Below are 22,925 nucleotides of genomic sequence, written 5' to 3' on the forward strand. Positions count from 1 at the left end.
GTGAATTCGCTGGGTAACGGAGAACTGGGGAGCGGCAAGCCGGAGGTCGGCAGCTCGCCGGAAGACGTTCAGCGATCCGACGCATTCCCGCTTTCCGCGGCCCAGCTCGGTATGTGGTTCGCGCAACACCTCGATCCCGCCGTTCCGGTCAACATCGCTCAGTACGTCGAACTCCGTGGTGCTCTGGAACTTGACGCCCTTCGGCAGGCCTGCGCAGACGCCGGTCGCGAAATCGGGTCGGCCTTCGTCCGGATCTTCGAGATCGACGCCCAGCCTTACCAGATCATCGACCCCGCACTCGATGATTCGGTCGGTTACGTCGACCTTCGTAGTGAAGACGACTCGCACGACGCTGCCATGCGGTGGATGCGAGCAGATCGCAGCCGGCCGATCGACATGCTCACGGACCGCTTGATCTCTGCCACGATCCTGCGGCTCGGCGAGAATCGCTACTACTGGTACACACGGGTCCACCACACAATTCTCGACGGTTTCGGTGCGTCGACGTTCGTCACTCGTGTGGCGGAGCTGTACTCGGCGCGCGTGGAGGGCCGGGATCCGGAGCCGAGTGAGGCCTCCGATCTCCGGAACGTCTACGAGGTGGACAACAAGTACCGCCAGTCGAGTCGTTTCGAAACCGATCGCAAGTACTGGGCAGACAAGATCGAGAATCTCGACGAGATCTCGAGCCTCGCGGGTCGAAGTGCCGCGCCGGCTCCAGTCAGTCGGATCGACAGTGCAGCGCTGTCCAACCACGTCGAGGCTCTGCTCGGGCGGTTCCTCGAGCGCATCGAGAAGACCACTGTTGCCGGCACTGTCGTCGCGGCGTTTGCGGCGTACCTCGCTCAGATGACCGGACGAGAGGACGTGTCGCTGAGTCTGCCCGTTTCCGGTCGAACAACAGCCGTGCTGCGTCGATCCGGAGGCATGGTCTCCAACGTCGTGCCGCTGCGCCTTACCGTCACCGCGGACACCACCGTCCAGGAGCTTCTGGACGATGTCAGGAACGAAATGTCCGGCGCACTGCGCCACCAGCGATACCGACACGAGGACATGGTTCGCGGCGGGGACGGGCCGGGCCGGGGCGGATTCTTCGGCCCCTGGATCAACATCATGATGTTTTCCACCGAGTTGGCGTTCGGGCCCCTCGTCGGCGAACTTCACATCTTGTCCACGGGTTTGATCGAAGACCTCGGTGTCAACCTGTATCAGAGCGTCGGCGATACCCGCACACACATCGACTTCGAGTCGAATCCCAATCTGTATGCGCCCGCGGACGCCCAGCGAAATCACTCGCGGTTCGTGGAGTTTCTCGAGAAGTTCGTCTCGGCCGAAACGAGCCGCAAGGTCTGGGATCTTCCTGTCGCAACCGACGAGGAGCGAAACAAGGTTGCCTTGTGGAACCGCACCGGCTTCCACGTTGCCTCGCAGACCATCACCGAAGCATTCGAGCGTCAGGTCGAGAGAACTCCCGATGCCACCGCTGTCGTTTTCGAAGGCGCCAGCCTCACGTACGCCGAATTCGACTCTCGCGCAAATGGTTTGGCTCGTCAACTCATCGCCATGGGTGTTGGGCCCGAATCGCTTGTAGGACTGTCGATCCGCAGGTCTTTGGACTTGATGGTCGGTCTGTACGCGATTGCCAAGGCCGGCGGAGCCTGGGTACCGGTGGATCCCGACCACCCAGCCGACCGCACCGCCTACATTCTCGAGTCGGCGCAGCCCACGTGTGTTGTGACCACTGCGCGGGACGACGTGGATCTGCCCTCGGGCACACGGGTCATCGAGATCGACACACTGGACTATGGGCAGCTCGACAGCAGACCGATCGTCAACGCAGATCGCCTGTCTCCCTTGCATTTCTCGAACACTGCGTACGTGATCTACACCTCGGGTTCGACCGGTCGACCCAAGGGTGTCGCGGTCACTCACGCGGCGATCAACAATCAGCTTCAGTGGATGAACGCCGAGTACGGGCTTTCGGCGTCGGACATTTACCTGCAGAAGACCGCTACGACATTCGACGTGTCGCTGTGGGGATTTTTCATGCCGTTGCAGGTCGGCGCCACGCTCGTCGTCGCGACTCCGGACGGTCATCGAGACCCGATCTACGTGGCGAACAAGATCGCGGAGCTCGGCGTCACGATCACCGACTTCGTGCCATCCATGCTCACGCTGTTCACTGCGAATGCACCTGCCGGATCTTGTGATTCGTTGCGCCACGTGTTTGTCATCGGCGAGGCGCTCCCGCCCGAGACGTCTTCCGCCTTCCGCGAACTCTGTGGAGCCGGACTGCACAACCTGTACGGTCCGACCGAAGCCGCGGTATCGGTCACGTACTACGAGGCCGTTGTCTCGGACACCACTTCCGTGCCGATCGGTATGCCGCAGTGGAACACTCAGGCACATGTGCTAGACGGGCAACTTCGCCCGACGCCCATCGGACAGCCAGGTGAGCTCTATCTCGCCGGCGTTCAACTCGCGCGCGGATACGTTGGTCGACCGGACCTGAGCTCGGATCGGTTCGTAGCCAATCCGTACGGCACGGCCGGTGAGCGTATGTACCGCACCGGCGACCTCGTTCGTCGCCGTGAGGACGGAAATCTCGACTACATCGGGCGTACAGACTTCCAGGTGAAGTTCCGCGGGCAGCGCATCGAACTCGGCGAGATCGAGACCGTCCTTCTGGCGCACCCCGACGTTTCGCAGGCTGTCGTTTTGGTGACCGTCACCCCGACCGGTGATCAATTGGTCGGCTACGTCGTGCCGGGTCCAGGCCGAAACATCGATGCTGCGGTGCTCAGTGAGTTCGCCGGCCGAAGCCTCCCGTCGTACATGGTTCCGGCCGCGTTGATGGTGCTCGATGCGTTGCCGCTCAACACGAGTGGCAAATTGGATCGTGCCGGGTTGCCCGAGCCGGTGTTCGCGAGTGCGAAGCAGTACCGCGAGCCCCGCACCGAAATCGAACGCATCGTGGCGGACGTGTTTGCCGACGTTCTCGGTGTCGAGCGCGTCGGTATCGATGACGACTTCTTCGAGCTCGGTGGAAACTCTCTGGTTGCAACACAATTAGTGACGCGAGTGGGTTCGGCATTGGGAGTGCAACTCGGCGTTCGAGAGCTCTTCGAATCCACCACGGTCGCCACCCTGGCGGCCCGCGCCGAGTCGGTGGCGGGCAACGCCAGGCAGCTCACCCCGCTGATCGCCAAGCCTCGTCCCGAGGTCGTCCCGCTCTCGCTTGCGCAGCAGCGCATGTGGTTCATCAACCGTCTCGATCCGTCGACGCCCGCCTACAATCTTCCGTTCACGGTCCGGCTCACCGGTTCGGTGGACCCGTCCGCCCTGCATGCCGCGGTGATGGATCTTCTCGAGCGACACGAGTCCTTGCGGACGATCTACCCTGATGTCGACGGAACCGCGCAACAGCTGGTTCTGCCGGTCGACCGGGCCGCGGTGGAGTTGAATCCGGTCAAGATTCGGAATTCGCATCTCGACGCGGCGCTGTTCGACGTGGCGTCTCGCGGCTTCGACGTGACGCTCGAAATCCCGGTACGGGTTGCCCTCTTCGAGGTGTCTCCGACGGACTACGTCCTGGTGATGGTTCTCCATCACATCGCTGCAGACGGACTGTCGTTCCGTCCGCTCGCACGTGACCTTCTCGTCGCCTACTCGGCGCGAAGTGAGAAGTCTGCGCCGGCGTGGACGCCGCTGCCAATTCAGTACGCCGACTACGCCCTGTGGCAGCGCGAAGCACTGGGATCCGACGAAGACCCGCGCTCGGAGTCGTCTCGCCAGATAAACTTCTGGCGCCGGGCACTTGCCGATCTGCCGGATCAGTTGGATCTGCCGACCGACCGACCTCGTCCTGCCATCGCGTCCAATCACGGCGCCAAGCACCATTTTCAGATCAGCGAACGCACGACGCGCAAGTTGAACGAGTTGGCGCGCTCGAGGAGCGTCTCGCTGTTCATGGTGTTGCAGGCGGCATATGCAACGCTGTTGAGCCGGCTCAGTGGTACCTCCGACATCGCGATCGGTGCCCCGATCGGCGGGCGAGGCGATCAAGCGCTCAACGACGTGATCGGCATGTTCGTGAACACCCTGGTGCTTCGCACCGAGGTCGATCCGAACGAACGATTCGAAGAGTTGCTCGCTCGGGTAAGGGAATCGGGCTTGTCTGCCTACGGGCATGCCGATGTGCCGTTCGAGCGGTTGGTCGAAGTCCTGAGTCCGGCGCGTTCGCAGGCTCGTCACCCGCTGTTCCAGGTTGCGCTCACTGCGGAGATCAGTGGACGACGCGAACTGGAATTCTCAGGTGTCAAAGCAGTTGCAGCTGAATTGGAAGTACCGGTCGCCAAATTCGATCTCGAGCTCATGGTGTCCGAGAATCCTGAAGGCAGCGAAGACTCGGACGTCTTGAGCGCCACCTTCACCTATGCCACGGACCTGTTCGATCCGGCCACGGTGAACACTTTCGCTACTCGGTTCGTGCGCATCCTCGATGCCGTGGCTACCCGACCTGAAACGATCGTCGGCGATATCGACCTGCTCTCACGCTCCGAGCGCACCGATCTGACGGTCGTAGCCGCGGATGACACGATGCCCCGGCAGAGTCTCGTCGACATCTTCCTGTCCGGCACGGCTGAGGCGGATTCGGTTGCTGTGCGCTTCGAGGGTCGATCGATCACCTATCGAGAGCTCGATGAGCAGTCGTCGAAGCTCGCACGGGTTCTGATCGGACGTGGCGCCGGCCCCGAGACCATTGTTGCTCTCGCCTTTCCTCGCTCGTACGAGATGGTCTGTGCAGTATGGGCGGTGGCGAAGTCAGGGGCGGCATACGTCCCAGTCGACCCGAGTTATCCGGAAGACCGTGTCCGGCACATGCTGGCCGATTCTTCGGCCGCGATCGGACTCACGTCGGGACAGTTCGTAGATCAGCTTCCTGCGGTCACAGAATGGTTGGTCCTTGACGGCCAGGCGCTGAACGGAGAACTGTCGGCGCAATCTTCAGCGCCGGTCACGGACGAGGACCGAATCGCTCCGATTCACAGTTCTCACGTTGCATATGTCATTTACACATCCGGTTCCACGGGAAAACCGAAGGGTGTCAGCGTCACTCACGGTGGACTCCGTGGCGTCAGAGACGCAGCACAGCGTCGCTACGGGGTAGAACAGTCCTCGCGCTTCCTCCATATCTGTTCACCGAGCTTCGACCCGTCGGTACTCGAATGGATGGTCGCCTTCTCCGCGGGTGCAACTTTGGTGATCGTTCCGTCGACAATTATCGGTGGACACGAGTTGTCGGATCTTCTTCATTCCGAGAAGGTCACACACGCGATCATCACTCCCGCAGTACTCGGGACCATGGAGCCGGCAGAGCTGCCTGAATTGCGAGTCGTCTCCGTCGGCGGTGACGTGACCACTCCCGAGTTGCTGGCGAAATGGGCCCCAGGGCGCGCCTACTTCAATGGGTATGGTCCGACCGAGACCACTATCATCTCGTCGTTCGGCGATCTCGCGATCGGCCGATCGATCGACATCGGGCGTCCCGTCGAGGGCATGTCGGCACTGGTACTCGACGAGCGTCTGCATCCTGTTCCAGTCGGTACCAGGGGAGAGCTCTACTTTGCGGGCGCTGCATTGGCTCGCGGCTACCATGAGCGGCGAGGCCTTTCTGCGGAACGGTTTGTCGCCAACCCGTATTCGCCGGATGGCGAGCGAATGTACCGGACCGGCGATGTCGTGCGCTGGACCGGCGGAGACGCGCGCGGTGACGCGGGGGTTCTCGAATACGTCGGCCGCAGTGACTTCCAGGTCAAGGTTCGCGGATTCCGTATCGAACTCGGTGAGATCGACGCAGTTCTGTCCTCGCACGAGTCTGTGCGCTTCGCGGTGACGGTCGGAAGCGAAGGCGCGGCGGGTGTCACAACCCTCGTTTCCTACGTCGAACTGGCTGACGGGTCGAGTTTCGATCGGGACGTGCTCGCCTCGTTCGTGGCGGAGGCTCTGCCGAGCTACATGGTTCCGTCCGTCATCATGGAACTCGCTGAGGTTCCGTTGACCCCGGTGGGCAAATTGGATCGCCGGGCTTTGCCGGAGCCTGTTTTCGAGGTCCGCGAGTTTCGTGCACCCACCACGCCGGTGGAAGAGATTGTCGCGCAGGTGATTGCGGATGTTCTCGGAGTGGAACGAGTCGGCCTCGACGACGACTTCTTTGAACTCGGTGGCAACTCCCTGGTGGCTACTCAGGTCACCTCCCGATTGGGGCGGGCGCTCGACACTACGGTGCCGGTGCGAACGCTATTCGACGTTTCCACCGTCGAGGCGCTCGCCGCACACATCGAGTCGCACGTAGGTAGCGGCGGGCAGAAGGCGCTCGTCGCACAGGTGCGTCCCGCGGAAATTCCGTTGTCGCTGGCGCAGCAGCGCATGTGGTTCCTGAACCGCTTCGACACCGACTCAGCTGCTTACAACATCACTTTTGCTCTGCACCTGACTGGTCATCTCGATACTGCCGCGATGGAAATGGCGCTGGAGGACGTACTGGCCCGGCATGAGGTGCTCCGAACGGTATATCCGGACGGGGCTTCCGGACCGAAGCAGTCGATTCTGTCGCTCTCGGAGGCGTTCGGCGGGCTGACCGTGGAGTCGGTTTCGGATCAGGACGAGCTCGAAAGTCGAGTCGCTGCAATCGGATCCTCAGCGATCGACGTCACCGTCGACGTGCCGATCCGTGTCCGCCTGTTGACGGTCAGCGACACCGAGCACACCCTTGCGATCGTGGTTCATCACATCGCCGCTGACGGTTGGTCGATGGCGCCCCTGGCTCGCGATGTCATGATTGCCTACTCGGCACGCAAGGACGGGATCGCGCCGGCGTGGCAGCCGTTGACTGTGCAGTACGCCGACTATTCGTTGTGGCAGCGTGAGGTTCTGGGCTCGGAATACGACTCGGAATCACTGATCTCGCAGCAGATCTCGTACTGGACCGAGACTCTGGCAGACCTACCGGACGTGATCGAGCTTCCGTCGGACCGGTCTCGGCCTGATGTGGCGTCGATGCGCGGCGAGCGATTCGCGTTCGAGATCTCCGGGGATGTGCACCGTCGATTGGACGCGCTGGCACGGGAGAACAACGCGACGCTCTTCATGGCGTTGCACTCGGCGCTTGCCGTTCTGATGGCCCGACTGAGCGGGACCTCGGACATCGCCGTGGGCACTCCCGTTGCCGGTCGCGGGGACGAGGCGCTCGACGATCTCGTCGGCATGTTCGTCAACACGCTTGTTCTGCGCACCGAGGTCGACCAGGCCCAGGCTTTCACAGATCTGCTGGCTGCGGCGAGTGATTCCGCGCTCGGAGCGTTCGCTCACTCGGACGTGCCCTTCGAGCGGTTGGTGGACGTCTTGGCTCCCGCCCGGTCGCAGGCCAGACATCCGCTCTTCCAGGTTGTGCTGTCCTTGCAGAATCTCGCGCAAACGGCATTGGAACTGCCGGGACTGGCGATCAAGGCCGCCGAAATCGACACGACCACTGCCAAGTTCGACCTCGAACTCGCAGTGACAGAGTCGATCGGCGAAGACGGGATCCAGCAAGGGCTCTCGGCCGAATTCACGTTTGCTGCAGATCTGTTCGACGTTTCGACGGTCGAGGGGTTTGCTCGGCGTCTGGTTCGTATCCTCGAGACTGTCGTGTCGGTTCCTTCGATTGTCGTCGGTGACATCGATATTCTCGATGCGGCCGAGCGGGGTGTGCTGGCCGATGTTCATGGAGGTCAGTCGGTCTCGGGAACCCTGGTCGAGATCCTCACAGCGGCGGCCGCTTTGGATCCGTCGGCGGATGCGATTCGCTTCGACGGTCAGTCGATCAGCTACCGCGAACTCGACGAGCGGTCGTCGCGACTCGCTCGTGTTCTGATTGCGAAGGGCGTCGGGCCGGAGGATCGGGTCGCGATCGCGATTCCGCGTTCGGCCGATTCAGTTCTCGCTCTGTGGGCGGTGGTGAAAACGGGTGCTGCATTCGTGCCCGTCGACCCGACGTATCCGGTTGACCGTATCGCCCACATGATCTCCGATTCCGGTGCGGTGCTGGGTCTTGCGCTCAGTGACGTCGAGGCAGGATTGCCGTCGGCGTTGACGTGGGTTGTTCTCGACGACGAGAGGACAGTGTCGGCGTGCGCGGCAGAATCTTGCGCGCCGGTAAGTGATTCGGATCGACGCAGTGCGATCGACGAGCGGCAGCCTGCTTACGTCATTTACACCTCGGGCACCACGGGTCTGCCCAAGGGCGTTGTGGTCACCAATGCGGGTGTGGCGAACTTCTGCGCCGAGCAGGTCGAGCGCTATGCGCTGACCGCGGATGCTCGGACGCTGCATTTCGCCTCGCCGAGTTTCGATGCTTCTGTTCTCGAGTTGCTGATGGCATTCGGAGCAGCATCGACGATGGTGATTGCGCCGACGACGGTGTACGGCGGCGCGGAATTGGCCGAGATCTTGCGCTCGGAGGGCGTGACGCATGCGTTCGTGACGCCCGCTGCGCTGGCATCAGTGGATCCGAGCGGGCTCGACGCGTTGCGGGTGGTTGTCGTCGGTGGCGAAGCCAGTTCGCGGTCTCTCGTTGCCAAGTGGGCGGTGCCGCTTCCGGATGGCGGTGTGCGTGGATTCTTCAATGCGTACGGTCCGACGGAGTCGACAGTCGCCTCGAACATCAGCGATACGCTGACCGCGTTTGATCGTATGAACATCGGCGGCCCGATTCGGGGAATGGCCGCGCGGATCTTGGACGGCCGCTTGCAGCCCGTTCCGGTTGGTGTCGCAGGTGAGTTGTACGTGTCGGGTGTTCAGGTCGCTCGTGGATACCTGGGACAGCCGGCATTGACAGCGGGTCGTTTTGTCGCAGACCCGTTCGGGGCGCCGGGAGAGCGGTTGTACCGCACGGGTGACGTGGTCCGGTGGATCGACGGTGGCGCAGTGGAGTACGTGGGCCGCAGTGACTTCCAGGTCAAGATCCGTGGGTTCCGTATCGAACTCGGCGAGATCGAGGCCGCGCTGACCCGTTGCGCGGGCGTTGCGCAAGCTGTTGCTCTCGTTCGTTCCGACGATCACTTCGGAGATCGTCTCGTTGCATACGTCGTGCCGCAGGCCGGCGCCGAGGTGGATCCCGCACAGGTCATCGAGTCGGTGTCGACGTTCCTGACCGGCTACATGGTCCCCGACTCGGTACTGGTACTCGATTCGATTCCGTTGACCACCGCGGGCAAGACGGACATCAAGGCTCTGCCCTCGCCCGTGTTCGAGTCCAAGGTGTACCAGGCGCCGATCACGACCGTCGAAGAGACTGTCGCGCAGGTGTTCTCCGAAGTTCTCGGAGTCGCACAGGTTGGCCGCGACGACGACTTCTTCGAGCTCGGAGGCAACTCGCTGATCGCGACCCGTGTCGCCGCACGACTGGGGGAGGCGCTTGACACAAGCGTTCCGGTTCGTGCGCTCTTCGAAGCGTCGACCGTGCAGTCACTCGCCATCCGGCTCGAGCTGCACGCCGGTTCGGGTGCCACGGCCCCACTGGTCCCGCAGTCCCGGCCCGCTCGGATCCCACTTTCGTTGGCGCAGCAGCGCATGTGGTTCCTGAACAGGTTCGAACCCGAGTCCGCAGTCAACAATATTCCGGCCGTGCTTCGTATCTCAGGGAATCTGGATGTCACCGCGCTCGACGCCGCAGTGCGCGATGTCGTCGAGCGCCACGAGGTGCTTCGGACCGTGTATCCGGAAACGGACGGGATCGGTTACCAGCTCGTCCTATCCGTGTCCGAGATGTGGTCGGGACTGACTCCGATTGTAATCACCGAAGCGGCAATCGAAGCCGAAATCGCTGTGCTGGTGACCGTCGGGTTCGACGTTACAACGGAAGTTCCGTTGCGCGTGCGGCTCTTCCAGCTGTCCGACGGCGAGTACGTGTTGGCATTTGTTGTGCACCACATCTCCACTGACGGCTTCTCGATGGCACCCCTGACACGTGACCTCATGCTTGCCTACGAGGCTCGCACTCGTGGTGGCGTTCCGTCGTGGGCACCGCTGCCAGTCCAATACGTGGACTACACGCTGTGGCAGCGCGATGTCCTCGGTTCCGAGAGCGACGAACAGTCGGTGATCTCCCGCCAAATCGGATACTGGCGTGAAGCGCTGGCAGAATTGCCGGGGCAGCTCGATCTACCCAACGACCGCACTCGCCCGCAGCGGGCGTCCGGACGAGGCGCCAACTACGACTTCATCGTGGACGCACAAATGCAGGAGCGCCTCGAAGCCTTGGGACGCACGCACAATGCGTCACTGTTCATGACTGTGCACGCGGCGCTTGCCGTGACACTGGCGCGCTTGTCGGGTACGACCGACATCGCGATCGGAACTCCCGTCGCAGGGCGCGGGCAGGCACAACTCGACGACCTTGTCGGTATGTTCGTCAACACGTTGGTGCTCCGTACCGAGATCGATCCGGCCGGTTCGTTTGCCGAATTTCTGTCGGCGGTGCGCGAGCGCGATCTCGAGGCTTTTGCACATGCAGACGTGCCCTTCGAACGGTTGGTCGAGGTTCTCGAACCGGTACGGTCGCAGGCTCGCCATCCGCTGTTCCAGGTCATGTTGTCGTTCCAGAACCTCTCGGGCACCGAGCTTGTCCTCGGTGATCTGACGGTCTCGCCGTTGGATTCCGATCTCCCGGTGGCTAAGTTCGACCTCCAGTTGACGCTCACTCAAGCCGTCGACCAGTCCGGCGTTCCTTCTGGACTAGCAGCTCAGTTTACTTACGCAACAGACCTTTTCGACGAGTCGACAGTGGCCTCGTTTGCGGACGGGTTGTGCCGTGTCCTGGCGAGCGTGACAACTGATTCTCTTTCGCCGGTGGGTGCAGTGGAGATCCTCGACGAAGAGGAGTCGTCGCAGATTCTGGGGTGGTCGCGCGGACAGCACGTACCGTCAGCTGACGTCTCGATTCTCGGCTTGTTCGCGCAGACAGTGGTCGAGTTCCCGGAGCGATCGGCCGTCGTTGCCGGCAACGTCACGTTGTCGTACGCAGATCTGGATGTTCGTTCGTCCGTATTGGCAGCGGAGTTGGTTGCAGCGGGCGTAGGTACGGACGATGTCGTGGGAGTGATAATTCCACGTTCATGGCAGTGGATCGTCGCATTGGTAGCGGTATGGAAGGCCGGGGCGGCCTATCTGCCGATGGATCCTACATTGCCGACGCAGCGCATTGAGGCGGTTCTGTCCGATATTGACGCGCGGTGCGTAATCGCTGTCGACGACGTTTCTCTGACCGTGCCGGTAATTCGCATACAAGACGTGGTGGAGACGACGGGCACCCCTGAGTGGGTTGATCGCTGGGTCGGGCACGGCGCGGATTCTCGTTCCGCCTATGTGATCTCGACATCCGGCTCCACCGGTCGTCCGAAGCCGACAATCGTCGCGATGGCAGGTATCGCCAACACCGTCGCGTGGTATCGATCCGAGATTCCGCCGGCCGCTAGTGTCCTGGTGGCGTCATCTCCGAGTTTCGACCTGACCCAGAAGAATGTGTGGAGTCCGCTGTCGAGCGGCGGAACTGTGATTGTGGCCCCAGCCGGGTTCGATCCGTCGGAGATACTCGGTGTAGTGGCGAGTTCGCATGTGCAGGTGGCGAACATGTCTCCGAGCGCGTTTGAAGCGTTGGTGGATGCGGATTCCGACGGTGCGTTGTCGCGCCTTCAGGTCGTCTATCTTGGAGGCGAGCCGATTCAGGTGAGGCGCCTTGCCGCACTGATGAACTCGGGTGTTCGAATCGTGAACAGTTACGGCCCGACGGAGGCGTCGGACGTGGTGTCGCGGCGTGACGCCTCCGTCGATGACATCATGGGTGTGCCGATCGGATCGCCGATTCCTAATATCGATCTTTTCGTGCTGGATTCGCGGTTGCAGATCGTACCAGTAGGTGTCGTCGGCGAGTTGTACGTCGGTGGTGTCGGCGTAGGCCGCGGCTACGGCGCTCGATTCGACCTGACTGCGGGACGATTTGTCGCCAATCCGTTCAGCGATAGTGGATCTCGTCTGTACCGGACAGGTGATCTGGTCCGCCGGAACCGTACGGGAGAATTGGAATACCTGGGGCGCACCGACTTCCAGGTCAAGGTCCGCGGCCTCCGTATTGAACTCGGTGAAATCGAGTCGGCACTGGTATCTGTGGACACGGTGGCGTCTGCCCTCGTGACAGTGCATCGGGATCAACTGGTCGCGTACGTGGCGCCGGATGCCGGAGTTATCCATCCCAATGCACTTCGCGTGCACCTGAGTGATCGTCTGCCTGATTACATGGTCCCGGCGCTTTTCATCGTGCTCGACGCAATGCCTCTCAATGCGAACGGCAAGGTTGATCGCCGTGCCCTACCTGAACCGGTTTTCGAGGTCGTAGCTTTCCGGGCTCCGACGTCGGTGGTGGAAGAGGTCGTGGCGCAGACATTTGCGGATGTTCTGGGCATTGAGCGTGTCGGTTTGGATGACGATTTCTTCGCGCTCGGAGGTAACTCGCTGATCGCGACACGGGTGATGTCTCGTCTGGGGCAAGCGCTCGAAACCAAGATTCCGGTCCGGATGCTGTTCGACGCGTCGACTGTGGAAGAACTCGCTGCGCGCATCGACGGACACGTCGGCGGCGACGGAGAACGAGCATTGACCGCGCAGGTGCGTCCGGCGCAGGTGCCGCTGTCGCTTGCTCAGCAGCGCATGTGGTTCCTCAACCGCTTCGATACAGAGTCGGCCGTCAACAACATTCCTGTTGCAGTTCGTCTCACCGGCGAGCTGAAAGTGGATGCTCTTCGTGCGGCGATTACCGATGTCATTGCACGACATGAGGTTCTGCGCACGCTGTACCCGGAGATCGACGGCGTTGGCTACCAGCAGATTCTCTCGCCGGAGGATGCCTCGATCGAATTCGATACAGTGCGCACTGCCGAGAGCAACCTTCAGGCAGAGCTCTATGCCTTCTTCGCGGAGGGATTCGATGTCACCGTCGAGGTTCCGTTGCGCGCCAAGCTGTTCCAGGTCGCCGATGATGACTTCGTGTTGTCCTTCGTGGTGCATCACATCTCCACCGACGGTTTCTCGATGGGCCCGTTGACCCGCGATGTGATGACCGCGTACTACGCGCGCTCACAGGGGCAGACCCCGACGTGGGCTCCGCTGCCGGTGCAGTACGCCGACTACGCGTTGTGGCAGCGCGAGGTCCTCGGCTCCGAGGACGAGCCGACGTCCGTCATCGCGCAGCAGATCAACTACTGGTCAGATGCCCTGGCCGACCTGCCCGAGCAGCTGGACCTTCCCAGTGATCGCACCCGCCCCGAGATCGCAACGGGACAAGGAGCGAACCACACCTTCACCATCGACCCGCAACTGTGGGCCGATGTGGAAGCAACAGGTCAGGCGGCGGGCGCAACCCCGTTCATGGTCGTCCACTCTGCGCTGGCCGTGCTACTGGCACGGTTGTCCGCGACAACCGACATCGCAATCGGCGCTCCTGTCGCCGGTCGCGGTGAAGCGCAGCTCGACGACCTGATCGGTATGTTCGTCAACACTTTGGTGCTGCGTACTGAGGTTGATCCGTCGATGTCGTTCGCGGAGCTGTTGGCTTCTGCGCGTGAAGTGGATCTGCAGGCGTTTACCCACGCTGACGTTCCGTTCGAGCGGATCGTTGAAACGCTCGATCCGGTTCGTTCGCAGGCTCGTCATCCGTTGTTCCAGGTGGCATTGACCTTCCAGAACCTTGGACAGAGTGCTCTCGAACTGCCCGGACTCACCGCCGCTGCTGTGGAATTCGACGCAGCACTGGCCAAGTTCGATCTGCAATTCACTCTTGAAGACGCCGCTGACGCCGGTATGTCCGGCACCCTGACCTACGCGACGGATCTGTTCGACGCGTCGACAGCGGCCGAGTTCGCTGATCGGTTCGTGTCCGTCCTCCGTGGCGTTGTCGCGAATCCGGCCGCTGCCGTTGGCGACGTGGATGTTCTGACCGCCGGTGAGTTGGATCGCGTTCTGTCATGGAGCGACACGGGTGTCGACAGTGGTGTGGATTCGACGTTGTCGGCGTGGTTCGATGATGCTGCTGCGCGGTTTGGTGATCGGACCGCAGTGCGGTTCGGTGACGATTCGTTGACGTATGCGGAGTTGTCGGTTCAGTCGAATCGGTTGGCGCGCAGGTTGATTGCTCAGGGTTGTGGTCCGGAGTCGTTGGTGGCGGTGGCGTTGCCGCGGTCGGCGGATCTTGTGGTGGCGTTGTTGGCGGTGGTGAAGTCCGGTGCGGGGTATCTGCCGGTGGATCCGTCGTATCCGGCTGATCGTGTCGAGTTCATGTTGGCTGATGCTGCTCCGGTGGCTGCGATTTCGTGGTCCGGGCGTGAGTTGGTGTTGCCCGCTGGTTTGCCTGTGGTTGATATCGACGCGGTGGATTTGTCGGAGTTCGATGGTTCGGTGGTTTCGGATGCGGATCGTGTTGCGCCGTTGCGGTCGTCGAATGTTGCGTATGTGATTTACACGTCGGGTTCGACGGGTCGCCCGAAGGGTGTGCAGGTTCCGCACACGACGGTGGCGAAGTTGTTTGCGAATACTGAGAGTGTGTACGGGTTCGACGAATCCGATGTGTGGACGATGTTCCACAGTTATGCGTTCGACTTCTCGGTGTGGGAGTTGTGGGGTTCGCTGTTGTACGGCGGCACGTTGGTGGTTGTGGACTATGTGACGTCGCGGTCGCCGGAGCAGTTCCTGGAGTTGCTTGCTGCTGAGCGGGTGACCGTGCTCAATCAGACGCCGTCGGCGTTCTATCAGTTGGCCGAGGCTGATCGGTTGGCGTCGGAATCCGGTCAGGCCGCTGAGTTGTTGTTGCGGTGGGTTGTTTTCGGTGGCGAGGCGCTCGAGCTTCGACGCTTGTCGGACTGGTACGGCCGCCGCGGTGACAGTGCGCCGACGTTGGTGAACATGTACGGCATCACGGAGACGACGGTGCATGTCAGCCATCGCGTGCTGGATGCTGCGATGGCGGCGGATGCGTCGGCGAGTGTTGTGGGTCAGGCTATTTCGGGTCTGCAGGTGTTCGTGCTCGATACGCGTTTGGCTCCGGTGCCTGTTGGTGTCGCGGGTGAGATGTATGTCTCGGGTGTGCAGTTGGCTCGGGGTTATCTGGGTCAGTCGGGGTTGACGTCGACGCGGTTTGTGGCGAGTCCTTTTGCTGCTGGTGAGGTGTTGTACCGCACGGGTGACGTCGCTTCGTGGAACAGCGCTGGTGATTTGGAGTATCTGGGTCGCGCGGATGATCAGGTGAAGATCCGTGGTTTCCGGATCGAGATCGGTGAGATCGAGTCTGCGGTGTTGGCGGATGTGTCGGTGGCGCAGACGGCGGTGGTTGTTCGTGAGGATTCTCCGGGTGATCAGCGGTTGGTGGCGTATGTGGTTCCGGCTGCGGGTGTGAGCGTTTCGGTCGAGGATGTCCGCACCAGTGTGGGTTCGTTGTTGCCGGAGTACATGGTGCCGTCGGCGTTTGTGGTGTTGGATGCGATTCCGTTGACGGTGAACGGGAAGTTGGATCGTCGGGCGTTGCCGGCTCCGTCGTTGCAGGTTGCGGTGTTCCGGGCTCCGACGTCGGTGGTGGAAGAGGTTGTGGCGCAGACGTTTGCGGATGTTCTGGGTGCCGAGCGTGTCGGTTTGGATGACGATTTCTTTGCGCTCGGTGGTAATTCGCTGATCGCGACGCAGGTGACGTCGCGGTTGGGTCAGGCTCTTGATGCTGCGGTGTCGGTGCGGGAGTTGTTCGAGGCGTCGACCGTCGAAGGCCTGGCCGCTCGCCTCGGTTCTCATGTCGGTGGTGGTTCGCGTGCGGCGTTGACTGCGCAGGATCGTCCGGCGCAGGTGCCGTTGTCGTTTGCGCAGCAACGCATGTGGTTCCTCAACCAATTGGATCGCGAGTCGGCAGCCAACAACATTCCGATGGCGATCACGCTTACCGGAGAGTTGGATGAGGCGGCGTTGTACGACGCTGTCATGGACGTAGTGAAGCGTCACGAGGTCCTGCGCACGGTCTACCCCGAGGTGGACGGTATCGGCTACCAGCGGATACTGCCGGCGGCGGGAGTTCCGGTGAATCTGGCTCCCGTGCCGCTCGAGGCATCCGACATCGTCGCGGCGGTGACGGAGTTCGTCTCATCAGGTTTTGACGTTACGGCTGAGGTTCCGTTGCGGGCCAAGCTCTTCCAGCTTGCCGAGGACTCGTTTGTACTGGCGATAGTGATTCACCACATCTCCACCGACGGTTTCTCGATGGGCCCGTTGATCCGCGACGTGATGACCGCGTACTACGCCCGCTCACAGGGGCAGACCCCGACGTGGGCGCCGTTGCCGGTGCAGTACGCCGACTACGCGTTGTGGCAGCGTGGTGTTCTCGGTTCCGAGAGTGACACGGAATCCGTACTCGCAGAGCAGATCGGCTACTGGGCTAAGGCTCTCGACGGAGTTCCAGACCAGATCACCTTGCCCAGTGACCGCGCGCGTCCAGCCGTGTTCACCGGACGGGGAGCCACCTACAGCTTCCCGATTTCCGCGGATGTTCACCGCGGACTGGCTGCTGTGGGTCGCGAGCACCAGGCATCGCTGTTCATGGTGATGCACTCGGCGTTGGCAACACTTCTTGCCCGGTTGTCCGGCACCACCGACATCGCAGTCGGTACCCCGGTGGCCGGTCGCGGTGAAGCGCAGCTCGACGATCTGATCGGCATGTTCGTCAACACCCTCGTGCTTCGTACCGAGGTGGATCCGGGGATGCGTTTCCTCGATCTGCTTACGTCGGCGCGTGAGAGTGATCTCGCGGCTTTCGCTCACGCAGACGTGCCGTTCGAGCGGCTGGTCGAGGTTCTCGATCCGGGGCGTTCGCAAGCGCACAACCCGTTGTTCCAGGTTGCCTTGGCATTCCAGAACCTGGGGCAGAATAACCTGACGCTGCCGGGACTCGATATCACTGAATTCGCTATCGCGGAAACCGTAGCGAAGTTCGACCTTCAGTTGACTCTGGTGGAAGCTGCCGATGGTCACGGAATGACTGCGACCTTCACGTATGCGACGGATCTCTTCGACGAGGGGACAGTTGTCTCCTTCGCCGAGAGGTTGACTCGAATTCTCGAAGCCGTCGCCGTGGATGCGACGCAGGCTGTCGGCGACATCAACATCCTCCAAGCGCCTGAGCGCATCGAATTGACCGGTCGCCGAGCGTCCTCGGGCATCGAGCCGAAGCCGTTGGCCGACATCCTGGCCGAGACCGCGTTGCAGTATCCCTCCAACGAAGCTCTCCGCTACCAGGATCGGTCGATGACCTACGCCGAGGTCGACGAGTGGTCGTCGCGCCTCGCCCGCGTCCTGATCGCTCGCGGTCTGGGCGCCGAAGACCTGGTCGCAGTGTCGATTCCGCGTTCTATCGAATCGGTCCTGCTGGTGTGGGCGGTATCCAAGACGGGCGCCGCGGTTGTTCCCATCGATCCGCACTACCCGGCTGACCGCATCGCGCATATGGTCTCCGACTCGGCCGTCTCGGTCGGTCTGACTCTCGAAGCTGAACTCGCAGGGCTTACCGACACCGTGGAGTGGCTCGCGATCGACAGTGATGCTTGCGCGGAACTGATGGCAGCGCAGGATAGTTCACCGATTCGTGAAGATGAACGTGTTCGCCCCGTCCTTCCGGCGCATCCCGCCTGGGTGATCTACACATCAGGCACAACGGGCTTGCCCAAGGGTGTTGTTGCTACCGGTGCGGGCCTCGCGAGCTTCAGTGCAACGCAGGCACAGCACTACCTGGTGACGCCGAACTCCCGCACGCTGCACTTCGCGTCGCCGAGTTTCGACGCGTCGATGCTCGAACTGTTCCTGGCTGTCGCGACAGGCGCTGCCATGGTGATCGTCCCGACGTCGATCTTCGGCGGCGACGAGTTGACCGCGCTGTTCAAGTCCGAACGCGTCACACACGCCTTCATCACGCCGGCGGCGTTGGCTTCCATGGATCCGTCGGGCCTGAACGACCTCGAGGTGGTTGGTGTCGGCGGCGAGGCGTACTCGCCGGAGTTGATGGCCAAGTGGGCGGATCAGCCGAACCGTCGACGTACGTTCCTCAATGTCTACGGTCCCACCGAGACCACTATCGTCACCAACGTCAGTGTGCCGCTGATGCCGGGCGACCGGATGACCATCGGCGAAACCATCGGCGACATGGCCGCGTTTGTTCTCGACACGCGTCTGCAGCCCGTCCCCGTCGGTGTGGCGGGTGAGCTGTACCTGTCGGGTCCTCAGGTCACTCGCGGTTACCATCGCCGCCCGGGATTGAGCGCGGATCGCTTTGTTGCCAACCCGCATGGCCTGCCCGGTGAGCGCATGTACCGCACCGGTGATGTTGTGCGTTGGACTGACCAATATCAGGTTGAGTATGTGGGCCGCAACGACTTCCAGGTGAAGATCCGTGGCTTCCGCATTGAACTCGGTGAGATCGACGCCGCCCTTACGGCACACTCGGACGTCGAGTTCGCCGCGACGATGGGCACCACGCTGACGTCCGGTGCTCCGGCGCTGGTGTCGTACGTGTTTGTCGGCAAGGAATCTGCTGTCAGCTCGGCGGATCTGAGTGAGTTCGTCTCACGCACTCTGCCGGCGCACATGGTGCCTGCGTCGATCATGGTTCTGACCGACATGCCGCTGACCCCGGCCGGCAAGCTGGACCGAAAGGCTTTGCCGGAGCCGGTATTCGAGGTCAAGGAGTTCCGCGCTCCCACCACCGAGATGGAACGCATCCTCAGCGAGGTCTTTGCCGACGTTCTCGGCCTCGATCAGATCGGTACCGACGATTCGTTCTTCGCTCAGGGCGGAGACTCGATCATGTCGATCCAGTTGGTGTCCCGCGCCAAGGCCCGAGGTGTTCTCTTCACGCCCAAGGACGTGTTCGAGAACAAGACGGTGGCAGAGTTGGCCGAGGTCGCCGTCTTCGGCTCCGACGCCGACGCGATCACTGTTCTCGCCGAGATCGAAGGCGGCGGCATCGGTTGGATGCCGCTCACTCCGATCAAGCGCTTCATGTTCGAACGGCCTGGCAGCTACCAGCGTTTCAACCAGCTGTTGACGTTGGAATTGCCGCTGGGAATCGACCGGACCGGTGTTGTCGAAACGTTGACTGCGGTCATCGATCACCACGACATGTTCCGTTCGCGTCTGGTCGATGATCAGCGTGGTCCGGGCATGGCTGTGTCCGCGCCCGGAACCGTCGACGTGGATGGTTCGGTGCGCCGGGTGCAGGTGGATCCCGCGATTGCGGATACAGAGCTGACGGCCATCGCGTCGGGCGCTCTCGACGACGCTCTCGGCCGGTTGGATCCGGCCGCTGGTGTCATGGCTCAGTTCGTGTGGATCGACTTCGGTGACACGCGTACCGGCCGATTGATCGTGGCTGCGCATCACCTGATCGTCGACGGCGTCTCCTGGCGAATTATCGTGCCGGACTTGATTTCCGCGTGGGCCCAGCGCAGTGGCGGAAGTGTGCCCGTGCTCGAACCGACGGGCACGTCCATGCGTACCTGGGCGCACTCGCTGGCTGCGGAATCACGATCCGACAAGCGACTGGCAGAACTGCCACGGTGGCGTAAGACGCTGTCGACTCCGGACCCCATTCTCGGTTCGCGTGCGTTCGACCCCTCCGTCGACGTTGCGGCAACAGTCGAGCGTGTGCGCGTGGAGGTGCCCACAGACGTCACCGAGACGCTGCTGACCACCCTGCCCGAGATGTTCCGCGGCGGAGCCAACGACGGTTTGCTGGCCGGACTTGCTCTGGCACTGGTGCGCTGGCGGCGTGACCGGGGCATCGACACCGAAGCGGCACTGCTCCAGCTCGAGGGCCACGGCCGCGAAGAGGGCGTCGTCCCGGGTGCCGATCTTTCGCGCACCGTCGGCTGGTTCACGGCGGCCTTCCCCGTCGCCCTCGACCTTGCCGGTATCGACATCGACGACGCCTTCGACGCCGGAGTTGCTGCGGGAGCGGCGATCAAGGCAGTCAAGGAGCAGTTGCTCGCCGCTCCCGACAAGGGTGTCGGCTACGGACTGCTGCGGTACGTCAACGACGACACCCGCACCGAGCTGTCGAAGCTGAGCAGCGGGCAGGTCAGCTTCAACTACCTGGGCCGCATTGTGGCGGAGGATATTCCGGCTGCAGCGCAAGGCCTCGGATGGATTCCGGCACGCGACTTCTCCGAAGTCGCTGCGCCGGAAGACCCGGACATGCCGGCCAACAAGGTTGTCGACATCAATGCCATCGTCAACGACGGCCCTGACGGCGCGGTGCTCGAAGCATCGTTTGCCTTCCCGAACGGATTGCTGAGCGCCACCGAGGTGCAAGCCCTGGCCGACCTGTGGGTCGGAGCACTCACAGCGCTGGCGCAGCACGCACAGGCCGTCGGCGCAGGCGGACTCACGCCGTCGGACGTGCCGCTGGTAACGCTGACCCAGCAGGATCTCGACGGGTTCGAGCAGCGTTTCCCGGCGGTGCAGGACGTCTGGCCGCTGGCTCCGCTGCAGTCGGGTCTGCTGTTCCACGCTGTGATGGCCGAGTCGACCGTCGACCTGTACTCCGTGCAGATGGTTCTCTCGCTGTCCGGCCGCGTCGACGCGGATCGCCTCCACGCCGCAGCACAGGCCATCATCGATCGTCATCCGAACCTGCGCACCGCATTTGTGGTCGATGGAACGGGTACACCGGTCCAGGTAGTTCTCGGTGACATCGACGTGCCGTGGCGCGAACTGGATCTCACCACAATCGCCGACAGCGAAGAACGACGCCGAGAGTTGGATCGGATTCTTGCCGAGGACCAGGCCACGCACTTCGACATGTCGAACCCGCCGTTGATCAAGTTCACGCTGATCAAGATCGCGGCGAGCGAATACCGCCTTGTTGTGGCAAACCACCACATCATCCTCGACGGCTGGTCCATGCCGCTGCTGCTCCAGACGCTCCTCGGCCACTACGCGATGCGTGGGAACATTCCCGCTCAGACGCGGGCACTGAGCTACCGGAACTACCTCGCGTGGCTGGTCCAGCAGGATCGCAGTGTGTCCATGGATGCCTGGGCGAAAGCGCTGGGCGGCGTCGAAGAGCCGACGTTGTTGGCTCCCAACGTCGTTGGTCAGGAATTCAGTGCGCTGTCGCAGAAGTTGCAGATCTCGCTCAGCGAATCGGTGACCGCGACACTGACCGGTTTGGCATCGAGGACCGGCGTTACCGCCAACACGATCGTCCAGGCTGCCTGGGCAATTCTGCTGGGACGCATGACCGGTCGCCAGGACATCGTCTTCGGTGCCACGGTCTCCGGCCGTCCGCCACAACTCGACAGCGTCGAGAAGATGGTGGGTCTGTTCATCAACACGCTGCCCGTGCGTGTCCAACTGGATCTGGCCGAGTCCGTCGAGGCATTGCTCTCCCGGGTTCAGATCGAACAGGCGGGATTGCTCGATCACCATTACCTCGGCCTGACCGACGTGCAGAGCGCCGCGGGCGTCGGCGGACTCTTCGACACTCTGGTGATCTTCGAGTCCTACCCGGTCGACCGTGACGGTCTTGCAGCGCAAGCAGAGTTCTTGGACGGCATGGTGATCGATGATGTCGCCTCCGACGATTCCACGAACTACCCGCTCACATTGCTGATCGGTCTCGACGACCAACTGCACCTGACTCTTCGCTACCTACCCGACTTCTTCGACGAGTCGTACGCGCAGGCCCTGCTGGGTCGCCTCGAGACTCTGCTGACAGAAATCGGTGAAACGCCGTCTACTGCAGTCGGTGACATCGAGATCATGACCGCGCCTGAGCGCGCTTTGGTGCTCGACACCTGGAACGACACCTCTCATCCGGTTGTGGGTGGGTTGTTGTTGGATGGTTTTGATTCTGTGGTGGGGGTTTCTTCGGGTTCGCGTGCGGTGGTGTGTGGGGATGTGGTGCTTTCGTATGGGGAGTTCGATGAGCGGGTTAATAGGTTTGCGCGTTATTTGATTGGTTTGGGTGTTGGGCCGGAGTCGTTGGTGGGGTTGGCTGTTCGGCGGTCTGTGGATTTGTTGGTTGGGTTGTATGCGATTGTGCGTGCGGGTGGGGCGTGGGTGCCGTTGGATCCTGATGCTCCGTCCTCGCGTAATGAGTATGTGTTGGATTCGGCTGATCCGGTGTGTGTGGTGTCGACGGAGCGTGATGGTTTCGTGGCGTCGGGTCGTCGGGTTGTGTGTGTGGATGTTGTTGATGTGTCTGGTTTTTCGGGTGCGCGGGTGTTGGATGTGGATCGGCGCTCGCCGTTGCGGGCGTCGAATACGGCGTATGTGATTTTCACGTCGGGGTCGACGGGTCGGCCGAAGGGTGTGGCGGTCTCGCATGCGGCGATTGTGAATCAGCTCGAGTTCATGCAGGGCGAGTATCGCTTGACGTCGTCTGATGTGTATTTGCAGAAGACGGCGACGACGTTCGATGTGTCGTTGTGGGGTTTTTTCATGCCGTTGCGGGTGGGTGCGGTGTTGGTGTTGGCGTCGGCTGATGGTCATCGGGATCCGGGGTATTTGGCGTCGGTGATTGATGATCAGGGTGTGTCGGTGACGGATTTTGTGCCGACGATGTTGTCGACGTTTTCGTCGTTGGTGGATCCGGGGTTGTTGGGTTCGTTGCGTGATGTGTTGGTGATCGGTGAGGCGTTGCCGGTGGAGGCGGTGCGTGAGTTCGGGTTGGTGTCGTCGGCGCGGTTGCATAATTTGTATGGTCCGACTGAGGCGGCGGTGTCGTTTACGTTTGCGGATGTGACGGCTGCCGGGTCGGGGTCGGTGGTCTCGATTGGTGTGCCGGAGTGGAATTGCCGGGTGTTTGT

Annotated in this window: 1 protein-coding gene (running past one end of the window); it reads left to right on the top strand. The window is 62.1% G+C overall.

Annotation, left to right across the window (positions count from 1 at the left end):
• Positions 1-22,925, top strand: the 5' portion of a protein-coding gene (locus KTR60_RS09185) for a non-ribosomal peptide synthase/polyketide synthase (RefSeq protein ID WP_228402050.1). 5,656 nt of this gene lie beyond the right edge of the window; 22,925 of the gene's 28,581 nt are visible here — the first part of the coding sequence; the start codon lies at positions 1-3; its stop codon lies off the right edge, out of view.

The organism is Rhodococcus sp. C1 (assembly GCF_020809065.1).
Taxonomy (GTDB): domain Bacteria; phylum Actinomycetota; class Actinomycetes; order Mycobacteriales; family Mycobacteriaceae; genus Rhodococcus_F; species Rhodococcus_F qingshengii.